At 49.9% G+C, this 14,101-nt stretch carries 14 protein-coding genes; 12 read left to right on the top strand and 2 right to left on the bottom strand.

Features of this window, described 5'->3' with window-relative positions:
* Positions 1 to 77 precede the first annotated feature (77 nt).
* Genes NGM66_RS12770 through NGM66_RS12755 form a run of 4 tightly spaced genes read left to right on the top strand, consistent with a single transcriptional unit; the run spans position 78 to position 4,223 of the window.
* Positions 78 to 1,226 (top strand): CDP-glycerol glycerophosphotransferase family protein, encoded by a 1,149-nt coding sequence (locus NGM66_RS12770; protein ID WP_208909552.1) that lies wholly within the window; start codon positions 78 to 80, stop codon positions 1,224 to 1,226.
* Positions 1,227 to 1,246: 20 nt separating this feature from the next.
* Positions 1,247 to 2,056, top strand: coding sequence for an ABC transporter permease (locus NGM66_RS12765; protein WP_208909553.1), 810 nt, complete (start codon positions 1,247 to 1,249; stop codon positions 2,054 to 2,056).
* Between the two features lie 20 nt (positions 2,057 to 2,076).
* Positions 2,077 to 3,297, top strand: coding sequence for a CDP-glycerol glycerophosphotransferase family protein (locus NGM66_RS12760; RefSeq protein WP_208909554.1), 1,221 nt, complete (start codon positions 2,077 to 2,079; stop codon positions 3,295 to 3,297).
* Entirely contained in the window at positions 3,294 to 4,223 is a 930-nt protein-coding gene (locus tag NGM66_RS12755; protein WP_258115771.1) for a deoxyribonuclease IV, read from the top strand. The genes NGM66_RS12760 and NGM66_RS12755 overlap by 4 nt, the downstream gene beginning before the upstream one ends.
* 176 nt (positions 4,224 to 4,399) lie before the next feature.
* Here NGM66_RS12755 and NGM66_RS12750 read toward each other — a convergent pair whose 3' ends face one another.
* Positions 4,400 to 5,227 carry a pyruvate, water dikinase regulatory protein gene (locus NGM66_RS12750; protein ID WP_208909556.1) on the bottom strand — a complete coding sequence of 276 codons (828 nt, stop codon included), beginning with the start codon at positions 5,225 to 5,227 and terminating at the stop codon, positions 4,400 to 4,402.
* Positions 5,228 to 5,407: 180 nt separating this feature from the next.
* Here NGM66_RS12750 and rpsU point away from each other — a divergent pair, with 180 nt between their 5' ends.
* Positions 5,408 to 5,596 carry a 30S ribosomal protein S21 gene (gene rpsU / locus NGM66_RS12745; RefSeq protein ID WP_125575857.1) on the top strand — a complete coding sequence of 63 codons (189 nt, stop codon included), beginning with the start codon at positions 5,408 to 5,410 and terminating at the stop codon, positions 5,594 to 5,596.
* Between the two features lie 108 nt (positions 5,597 to 5,704).
* Here rpsU and NGM66_RS12740 read toward each other — a convergent pair whose 3' ends face one another.
* Positions 5,705 to 6,730, bottom strand: coding sequence for a zinc-binding alcohol dehydrogenase family protein (locus NGM66_RS12740; protein WP_209280024.1), 1,026 nt, complete (start codon positions 6,728 to 6,730; stop codon positions 5,705 to 5,707).
* Between the two features lie 227 nt (positions 6,731 to 6,957).
* Here NGM66_RS12740 and NGM66_RS12735 point away from each other — a divergent pair, with 227 nt between their 5' ends.
* The 7 genes from NGM66_RS12735 to recO all read left to right on the top strand — a co-directional run bounded on the left by NGM66_RS12735 (position 6,958) and on the right by recO (position 13,778).
* A complete protein-coding gene (locus NGM66_RS12735; protein ID WP_208909558.1) occupies positions 6,958 to 7,404 on the top strand; it encodes a GatB/YqeY domain-containing protein in 447 nt (148 codons plus the stop codon).
* Between the two features lie 978 nt (positions 7,405 to 8,382).
* The gene (locus NGM66_RS12730) at positions 8,383 to 9,780 is read left to right on the top strand and encodes a DUF5776 domain-containing protein (protein ID WP_258115769.1); all 1,398 of its coding nucleotides are present in this window, start codon (positions 8,383 to 8,385) and stop codon (positions 9,778 to 9,780) included.
* 397 nt (positions 9,781 to 10,177) lie between these two features.
* Positions 10,178 to 11,164 carry a PhoH family protein gene (locus NGM66_RS12725; protein WP_208909560.1) on the top strand — a complete coding sequence of 329 codons (987 nt, stop codon included), beginning with the start codon at positions 10,178 to 10,180 and terminating at the stop codon, positions 11,162 to 11,164.
* Positions 11,164 to 11,652, top strand: a complete 489-nt coding sequence (gene ybeY / locus NGM66_RS12720; protein WP_208909561.1) for an rRNA maturation RNase YbeY — start codon at positions 11,164 to 11,166, stop codon at positions 11,650 to 11,652. Before NGM66_RS12725 ends, ybeY begins: the two co-directional genes overlap by 1 nt.
* On the top strand, positions 11,636 to 12,031 hold the full coding sequence (locus tag NGM66_RS12715; RefSeq protein WP_373418491.1) for a diacylglycerol kinase family protein: 396 nt from the start codon (positions 11,636 to 11,638) through the stop codon (positions 12,029 to 12,031). Before ybeY ends, NGM66_RS12715 begins: the two co-directional genes overlap by 17 nt.
* 9 nt (positions 12,032 to 12,040) lie before the next feature.
* The gene (era, locus tag NGM66_RS12710; protein ID WP_208909563.1) at positions 12,041 to 12,946 is read left to right on the top strand and encodes a GTPase Era; all 906 of its coding nucleotides are present in this window, start codon (positions 12,041 to 12,043) and stop codon (positions 12,944 to 12,946) included.
* A 22-nt stretch (positions 12,947 to 12,968) separates the two neighbouring features.
* Positions 12,969 to 13,778: a DNA repair protein RecO gene (gene recO / locus NGM66_RS12705; protein WP_208909564.1), complete on the top strand. Its 810-nt coding sequence runs from the start codon at positions 12,969 to 12,971 to the stop codon at positions 13,776 to 13,778.
* The last annotated feature ends 323 nt before the right edge of the window (positions 13,779 to 14,101 follow it).

Here is a 14,101-nt window from a genome sequence, read left to right as displayed (position 1 = left end):
CTGCTAGGTTCCGCCGGTAGATGTGGTATAATTCTCGGTGTTATGGACAGCGAAATTTAGTGATATTGGTGATTAACATGAAAGAGATTTATTTGTGGTTAGTACGACTGATGTCGCTACTGTGGGCGGGGCGCCGCCAAAAGGACGTGGTTTACCTCTTAAGTTTTGCTGATAATCTGCCATTTATCCAGGCGTTGGCGGCGAAAATGCCCGCTGGTCACCGGTTAGTGGTCTTTTATCGGCCGAAGTGTCAAGCTGCGGCGGATGAGTTAGCTGCGGCGGGAATCACTGTGCGGTCGTTTCAGGATAATATTCCCTTTGTTTTCACGGGAATTCCGCAGATCATGCGGGCCCGGATCTTATTTTGCGATAACTATTACGCTTTCTTGGGCGGGCTTTACCATCCCCGGCGCATGCGCATTGTCCAATTGTGGCATGCGGCAGGTGCCATCAAGCGCTTTGGCTGGGATGACCCCACCACGGCTCAGCGCTCAGCGAGTGATCAGCGGCGGTTTCAGGCCGTTTACGACCATTTCGATGAGTACGTCGTTGGTGCCCCAGCCATGGGTCAGGTCTTTGCGACCAGTTATCGCGTGCCGTTAGCGCGGATGCAGGTTCTGGGTTATCCACGATCGGACCGTCTACAAGATGCCAGTTGGGTGGCTGCCACCCAGCAGCGGGTATGGCAACAAGCGCCAGCCTTAAAGGGGCACCGCGTCATCTTGTATGCGCCAACCTACCGTGAAGGGGTCACGTTCACACCGCCAGAGGGCTTAGACGCGGCGTTACGGCGTGATCCAACGGCTCGAGTGGTGGTCAAACTCCACCCGGCATTGGCAACGACAGCGGACGACCTGCAGCGACAATTAGGGCCGCAGGGAGTAGCCGCACCAACGTTGAGCACGACGGAGCTATTGACGGTCGCCGAAACATTGGTGACGGATTACTCTTCAGTGGCCTTCGATTACAGTCTATTGCCCAATGCGCACAGCCTGTTGTTTTACCTCTTTGATTTACCAACCTACCGGCAAGACCCCGGCGTGCAAGCCGACTTGTTGGACTGGTTACCCGGTCCGGTCATTGCGACCAACGACCAATTGGCTGCGGCTATCGAGACGGATGCCGCAACCGAGCTTACCCAATTCAATCAACATTGGAATCGCGCCAATGACGGCCACGCGACTAAACGCGTGGTTGCCCGTTACCTTGCGCAATTATCCGATTAAAATTAAAGGAGTGCAGTGCCTTGAAAGAGGTCATGACCTTATTTAAAGAACAGTTCTCGAGTGTCGGCATTATTTTCCGAATTTCTCGCTATGAGGACCAAGCAAGTTATCAGAGTCACTACTTAGGTTTGGCATGGGAGTACTTATATCCCTTGATTCAAATCGCCATCTACTGGTTAGTCTTCGGTGTCGGGTTAAAGCACGGCCAGCCGTTAAACGGAGTGGGTTACCTGCCTTGGATGGTTATCGGGATCACACCATGGTTCTTCATGAACCGGGCCACGTTGGACGCGTCAAAGAGTATCTACCAACGGGTCAATATGGTGGCCAAGATGAAATTCCCGGTATCCGCCTTACCAACGATCAAGATCGTCAGCAATCTGAGTTCATTTTGGACGATGATGGTCTTCTCGATTTTCATCGGTCTGTTGAACGGCGTTTATCCAAAGGTATCTTGGTTCCAGTGGATCTACTACTTCTTCGCCATGATTTGTTTATTGGTGGCCTTGGGAATCTTGAACTCCTGCATTAGTTTGTTAGTGCGGGACTACCACATCCTGTTGCAGTCCGTCATGCGGATGTTATTCTACGTGTCTGGTGTGCTGTTTAACTTTGTGACCACGTCATTCCCGGCACCATTTGTCCATTTATTGGAATTGAACCCATACTACTACATCGTAAATGGGTTCCGGGAATCCTTCATCGGGACCGGCTGGTTCTGGCAACACCCACTATTGACGCTAGAATTCTGGTTATTCGTCATCTTCGTCTTACTGATTGGGTCTCACTTGCACTACAAGTTCCGGTCACGATTCGTTGATTTAATTTAATTTGAAAGGAGCACGCTAAAATGACGCGATCACACAGTCTCATCCAGTCATTGAAGCTCGTTGCTCGCTATGGGCTCATCGTGTTGAACGATGGGCTTATTTGTTTACCCATTAAGCGGCGACAAGTCATCTTTGAAAGTTTCAACGGTAAGGACGTCAATGATAATCCGGCGGCGATTTACCGCGAATTGCTCAAGACCGATCCGGCCTACGCCCACACGGCTTATTTCAGCGTCAAGCCCCGGGAATACGCCAGTCTCAAGGACAAGTACCCGGAGATTCAATTGGTCAAACGCTTCACGCCACGCTGGGTCTATTTGATGGCCCGCGCGGAGTTTTGGGTCCTGAACTCCCGGCTGCCCAACTGGTGGCGGTCCAATCGACACACGACCACGATTCAGACCTGGCACGGGACGCCCCTGAAGAAATTGGGGGCCGACATCACCCACGTTGCGATTCCCGGTACCAGTACGGCCGACTATCATCAACAGTTCAAGACGGCTGCCAGTCGGTGGAACTATTTGATTGCGCCGAATCGCTATTCGCAGGAGATCTTCAAGTCGGCTTTTGGTTTCAAAAATCAATTCTTGTCGATCGGTTATCCGCGAAACGACGTCCTCTATACCACCGACGCAGCCGCACAACAGGCGCTGCGGCAACGTCTGCTGGGACAGGTGAGCGGGCCGGTCGTGACCTATGCGCCGACTTGGCGGGATGACATGGCCGTGCGTCCTGGCGTGTATCAGTTTGATTTGCCCTTTGATTTGGCCACGTTCTTTGCCCATGTACCGGCGGGAACCCACCTGATCATTCGGCCACACTACTTGGTCAAGGACGCCATTGATATTCACGGGTTCGAGGACCGGGTGACCGTGCTGGCGGAAACGGATATTGCCCAGTTGTATTTGATTTCAGATTTGTTGATCACGGACTATTCGTCGGTCATGTTTGACTTCGCCAATCTGAAACGGCCGGAATTATTCTTCGCCTACGACCTGGAGCATTACCGTGACCAGTTGCGGGGATTCTACTTTGATTATGAACGCGAGATTCCTGGTCCCCTGGTCACCACGGCGACGGCTTTTTATCAACAACTGGATCAGTGGCGACAAAACGGTGATTTTCCAGGCTATCAGGAACGCCAAGCGGCTTTTTATCACAAATTTTGTGATTGGGAAGACGGCACGGCGAGTCAACAAGTGGTGCAGGTGATTTTACACGGAAAGGGTGCGTCAAAATGACAGAATTTTTAATCGGATCACACGTGAGCATGAAAGGGAAAGACATGTTGCTGGGGTCAGCGGAAGAAGCAGCCAGCTATGATGAAAATGTCTTCATGGTGTACACGGGCGCACCGCAAAACACGCGGCGCAAGCCCATTGATGAGCTAAATATTGCGGCGGGCAAGGCCTACATGGCAGATCATGACCAACGGGCTGTCGTGGTCCATGCCCCATACGTGGTCAACCTGGGCAATACGACCAAGCCCCAGAACTACGCCTTTGCGGTCGAGTTCTTGACGGCCGAGGTCAAACGTGCCGCGGCCTTGGGGGCCACGCAAATCGTTTTGCATCCGGGCGCTCACGTGGGTGCCGGACCGGATGCCGCCATTGCCCAAATCGCGCAGGGCTTGGATGAAATCCTGGCGGCTGCTGATGAACCGGTGCAAATTGCTTTAGAGACGATGGCCGGTAAGGGAACGGAAGTGGGCCGGACCTTCGAGGAGCTGGCCGCCATCATGTCCGCCACGGCGCACAACGACCGGCTGTCCGTGTGCTTCGATACCTGTCATACCAGCGATGCCGGTTACGCAATCGCCACGGACTTTGACGGGGTCTTGGCGGAGTTCGACCACGTGATCGGCCTGGACAAGCTCAAGGTCATTCACCTCAATGATTCCAAGAATCCACAGGGAAGTCACAAGGACCGTCACACCAACATCGGTTACGGAACCCTGGGCTTTGACGTCTTAAATAACGTGGCCCATCATCCCCAACTGGCAACGGTGCCCAAGATCATGGAAACGCCGTTGATCGGTCCGGACCGCAAACACGGCGTCAATCCTCACGGGTATGAAGTCGCCATGCTCAAGCATCAGCAGTTCAATCCAGAGCTGGAAGCTGATGCGTTGGCAGGAAAAGCCTTTACGGCATTTTTGACGCGTTAGGGAACTGGCGTCTTTGAGACGCGTTTTTCGGCTCGTCCCGCCGCGTTCCGGCTCATATTTGACGGACACGGAAGGCGGTCAGTTCATACCGTGACATTGTCAAAATATAGATAAAAAAGGTGATTTTCTGGCGGCCGGTTGGCTTTCAGAAAATCACCTTTTGTGTTAGCGTCTAGTTAGTCGGCCAGGGGATGCGGGATCAAATCATAATCCACGCTTTCCATGATCAACGTCGCCGTCTCTTCAATTGACTTGTTGGACACGTCAATGACTAGGCAGCCAATCTTTTTGTAGAGCTTCTGTGCGTAATCCAATTCCTCCGTGATTTTTTTCGTGTCGGAATAGGCGCTGTCGGCGGGGAGACCATAAGAGATCATCCGCTCTTGGCGAATCTTACGGAGAATGTCCGGTTTGTTCGTCAGGCCAAAGATACGCTTGGGGTCGACCTGCCAGAGCTCATCGGGCAATTGTGTCTTGGGCGACAGCGGCAGGTTGGCGACGCGTAGGTTACGGTTGGCCAGGAACAAGGACAACGGGGTCTTAGACGTCCGTGAGACGCCCAAAATGACGATGTCTGCCTTTAACAGGCCAGTGGGGTCTTTCCCATCATCATAGGTCACGGCGAACTCCATGGCGGCGATACGGTCGAAATAGGTATCGTTTAGGTTGTGGACCAACCCAGGCACGCCTTCTGGTTCCAAACCAGTGGCTTGATGCATCACGGCCATGGCCGGTTGAATACAGTCAAAATGATGTAATAAATTTTTATCCGCAAATTCACGGACACGTTGACTTAATTTGGGACTCACGAGCGTGTGGAAAATCATGGCTCGTTGCTTCTTGGCTAGATTCAAAATACCGTCTAGAATCGAGTCGGTTTGGATAAACGGGAACCGCTGATAACTGGCCTGAACCGCGGGGTATTGGGAAACCGCCGTCTGCGCAACGGTGAGGGCGGTTTCACCAGATGAATCGGAAATCACGAAAATTGTAATTTGCTGCATGGGCGAGCAACTCCTCTAATGTTTTCTTCTAGTGTACCCCGGCAGATAAAACGGTTCAAATTTATTTGCTTGTGTTATTGACGCGGTTTGAGTGATTATGTATAATAGTTAAGAACCGTTACGCCGGTGGAGCAATTCCAACCGACGTTATTACTTGTGCTCGGAGGGAGGGAATTTTATATGGCAAAGACAGTCGTTCGCAAAAACGAGTCTTTTGACGACGCTCTTCGGCGCTTCAAACGTACGGTTTCCCGTAGCGGTACTTTACAAGAATACCGTAAGCGTGAATTTTACGAAAAACCAAGTGTGAAGAAAAAGTTAAAATCAGAAGCTGCGCGTAAGCGTAAAGCCAAGAAGAAGCGTTACTAAAAGCTTTTTTGTATTTAACTCAAAGACCTCAGGACATGTATTTGTTCTGGGGTTTTTGTTTACGAAAAAAAGAATTTGGACGCAACGCCCAAATTCTTAAGGAAACCATTATTGCGGTGCGTTGGTTAAGACGACCTTACCGATCATGCGGTTAGACTCGACCAGTTCGTGGGCCTGGCGCAAGTTGGTGGCGTTGATCGGTGAGAGGGTCTTGGTTAGTGTCGTGATCAGGTCACCGGCGTCCACCAGCTGGGCGACCCGGGTCAGTGTGTCGTGTTGACTCAGCAGATCTGGCGTACCGAAGAAGGACTTGGTGAACATCCATTCCCAGGCAAACGTGGCCCGCTTTTGTTTCAAGGCGCGCAGGTCAATGGGGGTGTCGCTTCCCGTGATGGAAACGATGGTGCCACTGGGCCGGATCAATGACGTAATCTCTGGCCAATGCTGGTTCAGATTGCTTAGCTCTAAGATGTAGTCCACCGTTGGATAACCGAGTGCTTGGACCTGAGGCACTAAGTCCTGGCGGTGATTGACCACCTGATTGGCCCCGTGTGCTTGTGTCCAGGCAATCGTTTCTGGGCGTGAGGCAGTGGCAATGACGGTCAGGCCAGCCAGGTGCGCCAATTGTGTGGCCATGGACCCCACACCACCGGCACCGTTGATGATTAAGATGGTTTTGCCGGCGTTGGCTTTTGGCGTGTCGATACTCAGGTGCATTTGTTCAAAGAGGGCTTCCCAGGCCGTTAGTGCAGTCAGGGGCATGGCGGCGGCTTGGGCCGGATTCAGTGATTGTGGCGCTGGGCCAACGATGCGTTCGTCGACCAAATGGTACTCGCTGTCCGTCCCTGGCCGTTTGAAGGAGCCGGCGTACCAAACCCGGTCACCGGGGTGAAAGAGGCTAACCGCGTCACCCACGGCGTCCACAATGCCATAGGCGTCGTGGCCCACGACCTTGGGCTGTGCTAGCTTTTCGGTCGTTCCCCGACGCACGGCGGTGTCGACGGGGTTCACCGAGGTGGCAACGATCTTGACCAAGATGTCATGGCCCGTTGGTGTCGGCTTGGGCTCAAAAAACGCGAAAAAACTGTGTTCGTCCGTGATTGGTAGGTTTTGGGTAAACCCAATTGCCCGCATATCTGTCATAGCAAACTTCCTTTCTGTGTTAGGGCTAGGCTACCGCAAATCGCGGGGGAAAACAATTGTGAAGCCTCTGAGGGCCTCAGTGGTTAGTTCAATCAGCGTTTTTGTGGACGAGCCAGGGCCTTATTAGCGGTCGTCAATATTTTTCGCTTTGAATAACTGACGTTGACGACAATCAGGTGTACACTAAATAGTAACCATAATTTTTAGGAGGACATGACATGAGTTTAGAAACCCAACTCAACACTGATTTAAAGACGGCCATGAAGGCCCACGACAAGCTTTCCCTGAACGTGATTCGGATGATGAAGGCCGCTTTGACGAATGAAAAGGTCAAGCAAGGTCACGACCTGACCACTGATGAAGAACTCACGGTCGTTTCCCGCGAATTGAAGCAACGCAAGGAATCCATGACAGAATTTGCCAAGGGCAACCGGGATGACTTGGTGGAAGGCGTTAAGGCCGAAATCGCTATCGTGGAAAAGTATGCGCCTAAGCAATTGAGTGAAGACGAAATTGCTAAGATCGTGGCCGACAGCATTGCCAAGGTGTCCGCTAGTGGCATGGGCGACTTCGGTAAGGTCATGGGTGTGGTCATGCCGCAAGTAAAGGGCAAGGCCGACGGGGCCATCGTTAATAAGACGGTCAAGGCCCAATTAAATAAGTAAGCCGCAACATCATTGTGATGCTGTTACAAAGGGTCTGGGCCGCGTACCCGGGCTTTTTCGTTTGAAAAATGAAATTTTTAAGTGCGTTAAAGTACACCTTTCAAAACGGCGAAGAAATCCAGCACATTTCAGGTACTAGCATAACGCATTCTTATTTTGCGCCGTCATGTACCCCAGTTCCAACGTAGCAGAGCCAGTTTCCGCCTTCAGTGTATAAGTTGTCGTCTCATCCAGATAGCAACTACATTTAGCACATGCCATCTTGGCGAGGGACTGACTAACGTACCGGAAATTGTTTTTGAGCCGAACGTTAATTGATTTTCAAGGCCAGATTTTCAAGGAATTTAAGTGGTCAATTCTAAGAAGGGTTGGTACGACAGGGATTCTAATTCAGTTTTTCCCATGTTTTGTTCGTAATTGCCACGTTGGTGTTCATCTTAAGCTAACTGGTATGCGGCTTCTGTGATACGCTGAATATCTAAATTTGAATCGTATGGCGGATGCTTGACGATAGCTTCACAATACTTTGTGGCGTCGAACGAAAAACTGGAGAAAATGGGTGAGCTGCTCTTTTCCTTTTGAAACGGTTCTCAAATCACTTATCACTAAGCGCGCTTCTTGCGCTAGGCTCGGTACGAGCCGTTAGACCCGGTGGTGGAGGTCGGAGGGGAGCAAACTAAAGGGTTGTCACAGTTTATAAATCATTTGTTTGAATATGTGGATTTATAATTGAACCGTTTTTTGTGCCCCTTGAAGTGCCGACTTTAGTCTCAAATTGTACTTGCATCTATCAATATTTTATGGCCAAAAATATGTCTAAAATGGTACAATTGTAACGAGGTGAGAATAATGCATAATAGACGAATATTTAAGCGGATTTTGTTAAGTCTTTGTACCATAATTGTCGTGTTCGCTCTAGGACTAGTTACAAATTCTAAAAAGGCGGTTGCGGAGACGACACCATTTTATTATTTTGGGATGAAAGTCTTTATGGAGTCTGAAGAAGATAGTCTTAACAAAGTAAATATTGGGGGAGGAGCCGGCTTCATCAAGGGACAGCTTGATGGCAGTTATGTTAATAAGAGCGACACAGCTAACAACTTTTTGCATGAGATGATGAAGTCTCAATATCAAGAGCATAAAAATGCATATGACGAAATCAATATCATTTTTGACTATTCAAATAACATTATATTAGCTCCGGAAGCTACTACGAGGTTGAATGACATTCTGGCTGAGGGGGGGCCTGTAAGTACCTCATTCGTTGAAGACACTGCCAATAATTTCTTGTCAACATTTCCAAATTCATCAGTCGACATGGAAAAAACGCGAGCAGAAGCACAGAAAATTGTGACCCCTTGGAAAGTTACGGCTAGTGCTGAAAATGCAAACTCTGATTATCTATTGCCAGACTTCATTGTTTATATTAAGAAGAACAATTATAAAATGACAATTAAATACGTATTACCTGATGGATCTAAAGCTGCGAGCGATACTGTTATTACTGGCTACGAAGGAAAAGCGTCAGCAGATATTGAGAGCCCAGCAGTTGAAGGATATGTTCCTGATAAAAAGATTGTGACCGTTGGCTTTGATAATCAGAAAGAAGATAATGTTACCACCGTTCATTACGTGAAGCCTGGTAGTCAAACGACCTCACCAAGTTCAACTGATTCTGCAAGTTTAACGGCTGACAAACAAGCAACAATCACTGTTGGCCAAAAAGTAACCGCTGAAACGTTTAACGCTCACGCAACGGATAGTGCCGGAAGTACGATTCCAGTCAGCGTGGATACCAGTCAAGCTGACCTAAGTAAGCCAGGCACCTATGATGTCATTCTTAAAGCGGATAATGGTAAAACAATGACGGTAACACTGAATGTTAAAGCTTTGGAAACGGCAACGATTGCCCCTAAGCGTTCAGCCGTTTTCGGATTAAAGACGTTCTATCTATATCAAAATCCAACCTTCAAGAAGTCCCAAAGAATTGTCAAATATGCAAAGGCAAAACGAACTCAACGTCCAATGTTTGTCGTAACTGGCTATGCACATTCAAAAGCTGGGCTACTGCGCTATCAAGTTAAAGATGTCAACCACAACAGTAAGACGGCCGGTAAGACCGGGTATGTTACGGCTAAGAAGGACTTCATTGCTCCAGTTTATTATCAGAAGGTTGCTAAGCAGATCAAGGTCCTCAGTAAGTCAGGAATTAATGTCTACAAAAATATGGACCTGACTAATCAAACAAAACACGTTAAGCAGGGTAAAACACTGACAATAACAGGAATCAAGAGGCATAATCTAACAACTAGATTTATTCTCTCAAATGGGCAATATGTTACTGCTAATAAAAAGCTGGTAATGACTGTTAAATAGCTTGTGAATTATTGTTAAAACGACAGCTGAAAATTGCTGTCGTTTTGTGTCTAAAACATTGAATACTGGTTCAAGAGCATTCTGACCGCTGAGATTGGTGAAAACAGGTTTCGCTGTCAACCAGCAGTTACACCTACTCTGGGAAACACCTTCAGTTGGGGTAAAAAACTTAGGCAATTCTCATCCACCAGACTTTTCACGCTGAATCCTTTTACAATCCCCGGCGGTATGCTAAAATTTGAGTATCAGAGGTCTGGGCTCTGGCAGGTGTTGGTTGGCTGACACGCTAACCGGACATCGCCACGTGACCGCCGCTTTTACCGTGATTTTACGGGAAAAGCTCCCGGCCAGTGCCACACGAACGACCTAAAAATTTAAAATAAAGGAGCCACCGTATTTGACTGAGAACGCAACGATTGAAAAAGAATATATCTTGGAACGCCCCGAGGACGAAGTTGGTCTGTTAGGGACGCAGGATCAGTTTGTCACCATCCTGGAAGAGGGCCAAAACGTTGTGATCAAGCCCTTTGGCAATTCAATCAAAGTCTCCGGTGCGGCTGAGACCGTGAACCAAACGCTGGCTATCTTACGGAACATGAGTGACCTGTTGGCCAAGGGTATCAAGCTGAACAGCGCTGATGTCATCAGTGCCATGAAGATGGCGAATAAGGGTACCCTCACGTACTTCAAAGATTTCTACACCGAAAAATTGATCAATGACGCCAAGGGCCGTCCAGTGCGGGTCAAGAACTTTGGCCAACGCCAATACATTGATTCCATCAAGCACAACGACATTACCTTTGGTATCGGCCCAGCCGGGACTGGGAAGACCTACCTGGCCGTGGTCATGGCCGTAGCCGCCTTAAAGCACGGTGACGTGGAGAAGCTGATCATCACCCGGCCCGCCGTGGAAGCGGGGGAAAGCTTGGGCTTCTTGCCGGGGGACTTAAAGGAAAAGGTTGATCCTTACTTGCGGCCGATTTACGACGCCCTGTACGCCATTTTAGGCGCTGAACATACGACGCGCTTAATGGATCGTGGCGTGATTGAAATCGCCCCGCTGGCCTACATGCGCGGGCGGACTTTGGAGTCGGCCTTCGTCATCTTGGATGAGGCGCAGAACACGACCAACATGCAGATGAAGATGTTCTTGACGCGGCTGGGCTTTGGCTCAAAGATGATCGTCAACGGGGATATTTCTCAGATCGACCTGCCGAACAACGCCAAGTCTGGGTTGATCCAAGCACAACACATTTTACAAAACGTCTCACACATTAACTTTGTTACCTTTAGCGCGGACGATGTCGTTCGTCACCCAGTCGTGGCCCGCATCATCAACGCTTACGAGGCCAACGATACTAAACCAAATGGAGCTAAGAAATAATGGACTTAGAGATTTACGATAAAACCAAAGATGGCGTTCCTGCCAAGCACGTTGACATGATCAAGGACGTCTTGGAGTACGCCGGTAAATACCTGAAGCTAGCCGAAAACACGGAAATGTCCGTGACGTTGATGAACAACGAAGATATCCATCGCATCAACAAGCAGTACCGCGGCGTTGATCGGGCAACTGATGTCATCAGCTTTGCCATTGAAGATGGCGAAGATGCCGACGAAGATTTCCCACTGGTCATGGACGAAGAAATGGCAGCCGAGATTCCCGAAAACATCGGTGATATCTTCGTTTCCATGGATAAAGTAGAAGAACAGGCGGAATATCTGGGCCATTCCTACGAACGGGAACTTGGGTTTCTCGTGGTCCACGGTTTCTTACACTTGAACGGGTACGACCACATGGAGCCAGAAGATGAGAAAGTCATGTTCAAGCTCCAGGCCGACATTTTAGATGCCTATGGCCTCAAGCGGTAAGCAACCACAAACGGGGAAGAATCGCGCCTTTAGCCAGTCATTAGGCCACGCGTGGGATGGCCTGCGAGCGCTCTTTCACTACGAGCGCAATTTTCGCAAGCACTTAGCCGTGGGAAGTCTGGCCGTCATTGCCGGCCTCATCTTGCGGTTAACGCTCAATGAGTGGCTGTGGCTAGTCTTGGCCATCTTCTTGGTACTGATTGCCGAAACGCTCAATACAATCGTGGAAGCCGTCGTCGACCTGGTCGTGGGGCAGCATTACCACGACCTGGCCAAGCGTGCCAAGGATGTGGCGGCTGGCGGTGTCTTGATGGCTGCGATTTTTGCCGTCATCGTGGGCGCGTTAGTGATGTTACCGGCGTTCATGCGCTGGTTCTAGGAGGAAAATATGAATAATCCAAATTATAAATCAGGGTTCGTGGCCATCGTTGGCCGGCCCAACGTGGGGAAATCAACGTTTTTAAACCGGGTGATCGGCCAAAAAATCGCCATCATGTCGAATACGGCCCAAACGACCCGGAACAAGATTCAGGGGATCTACACCACCGACGAGGCCCAAATCGTCTTCATTGATACGCCGGGGGTGCACAAGCCTAAGAGTAAGCTGGGCGACTACATGGTCCAGTCGGCGATGTCCGCGTTAAACGAAGTCGATGCCGTGTTGTTCATGGTCAACGCCGCTGAAAAGCGCGGGGCCGGTGACAACTTCATCATTGACCGCCTCAAGGGCATCAAGGCGCCGGTCTACCTGTTGATCAACAAGATCGACCAGGTCAAGCCAGACGACCTGTTGCCAGTGATGGAACAGTACCAAACGGCCTTGCCATGGAAAGCGGTCTACCCAATTTCCGCGCTGGAAGGCAATAACGTCGATGAGCTCTTGACGGGGTTGGTTGACCAAATGCCAAACGGACCGCAGTACTATCCCGAAGACCAGGTCACGGATCACCCCGAACGTTTTGTGGTCAGTGAACTGATCCGCGAAAAGATCTTCATGTTGACGCGTGAAGAAGTGCCGCATTCAGTGGCTGTGGAAATTGAAAGCATGAAACAAAAAGACGAAGACCACGTGCACATTGAGGCCACCATCATCGTGGAACGGCCGACGCAAAAGGGCATCATGATCGGTAAGGGCGGCAGCATGCTTAAGAAGATCGGAACCATGGCCCGCCAAGACATCGAACACCTTTTGGGCAGTAAGGTCTACCTCCAGTTGTGGGTCAAGGTCCAACCGAACTGGCGCGACAAGGCCAGCTTGTTGAAGTCCTACGGGTACCGCAAGGACGATTTATAAAAGTGAAAGCGGGGGATGAGTCGTGGCACGAAACGTAACGGATTTTCACGGCATCCTCCTTTTTCGGCGAGATTACGCTGAACGCGACTTTCTGATCAAGTTTTTGACCGCGGAATTTGGTAAGAAGATGTTCCTGGTCCGTGGTGCGAAGAAAAAAGGGTTCAAGATGGTGGCGGATATCTTGCCGTTTACGGTCGGTAGCTACGTCGGTGATATTGCTGACGACGGGCTGTCATACATTCGCACGGCCCGAGAGACCAGGCAATTTCAAAACATTAGTGCGGATATCTTCAAGAACGCGTATGCGACCTATATCATGAGCTTGGTCGACCAGGCCTTTCCGGACAGTCAGCCGCTACCAGACTGGTATCACCGGGTCCAACGCGCACTGACGCTGATCGACGACGGTGTGAACGCAGCCATCGTGACCAACATCGTGGAGATTCAGTTGATGCCGGCCTTTGGGGTGGCGCCACAGCTGCAGGGATGCGCCATTTGCGGCCGAACGGACTTGCCCTTCGACTATTCGGAAAGCTATGGGGGCCTACTCTGCCAGCAACATTGGCAAATGGACCCGCGGCGCTTGCATCTGGCCCAACGCACGATTTATTATCTGCGCCAATTTTCCGTCCTCGACTTGGACCGCGTGCATTCGATCAACGTCAAGCCGCAAACGGAACACGCCCTGCGCCAGCTGATGGATGAAATTTATGACAGCCAGATTGGGGTGCATCCCAAGTCCAAGCGCTTTTTGGATCAGATGCAGTCCTGGGCAGCGCGAATGACGATGTCGCCGAAAGACGATGTACCAGATAACCATAAACCAGAATAACAAATGGACGTTAGTGGAGAAACCCGCTGGCGTCCATTTTTTCTTGCAACCGTAGTCAAGCTAAACTTCCACAGATTTCTCGATGTGCCGCGTGAATGTTACTTCGGCCAACTGGCATAACGGTTTTATTCGTTTGAAACGCCATTTTTACTAGCACAGGTACTAAGTTATAGCGATAATGGTTTCTCCCATCGCCGTTTTTCAAAACCACTATTTCTGAAAATTAGTGATACGATGAATATTATTCCTGAAATATTCATCAATATAGCTAGAGTACCCGATTAATCCTATGATTACTGGGTACTCTAGTTTTTTTGGCCTCA

Source organism: Levilactobacillus yiduensis (assembly GCF_024718525.1).
GTDB lineage: Bacteria > Bacillota > Bacilli > Lactobacillales > Lactobacillaceae > Levilactobacillus > Levilactobacillus yiduensis.
The sequence above is the reverse complement of the archived record's forward strand: the minus strand, read 5'-3'. Positions and strand labels throughout refer to the sequence as shown.

Coding starts and splice junctions, on each gene's coding strand:
- NGM66_RS12740 (WP_209280024.1), bottom strand. CDS start 6,730: ATGCGGGCAATTGGGTTTACCCAAAACCTACCAATCACGGACGAACAC.
- NGM66_RS12715 (WP_373418491.1), top strand. CDS start 11,636: ATGGCCTCAAGCGGTAAGCAACCACAAACGGGGAAGAATCGCGCCTTT.
- NGM66_RS12770 (WP_208909552.1), top strand. CDS start 78: ATGAAAGAGATTTATTTGTGGTTAGTACGACTGATGTCGCTACTGTGG.
- rpsU (WP_125575857.1), top strand. CDS start 5,408: ATGGCAAAGACAGTCGTTCGCAAAAACGAGTCTTTTGACGACGCTCTT.
- NGM66_RS12750 (WP_208909556.1), bottom strand. CDS start 5,227: ATGCAGCAAATTACAATTTTCGTGATTTCCGATTCATCTGGTGAAACC.
- NGM66_RS12735 (WP_208909558.1), top strand. CDS start 6,958: ATGAGTTTAGAAACCCAACTCAACACTGATTTAAAGACGGCCATGAAG.
- ybeY (WP_208909561.1), top strand. CDS start 11,164: ATGGACTTAGAGATTTACGATAAAACCAAAGATGGCGTTCCTGCCAAG.
- NGM66_RS12760 (WP_208909554.1), top strand. CDS start 2,077: ATGACGCGATCACACAGTCTCATCCAGTCATTGAAGCTCGTTGCTCGC.
- era (WP_208909563.1), top strand. CDS start 12,041: ATGAATAATCCAAATTATAAATCAGGGTTCGTGGCCATCGTTGGCCGG.
- NGM66_RS12730 (WP_258115769.1), top strand. CDS start 8,383: ATGAAAGTCTTTATGGAGTCTGAAGAAGATAGTCTTAACAAAGTAAAT.
- NGM66_RS12755 (WP_258115771.1), top strand. CDS start 3,294: ATGACAGAATTTTTAATCGGATCACACGTGAGCATGAAAGGGAAAGAC.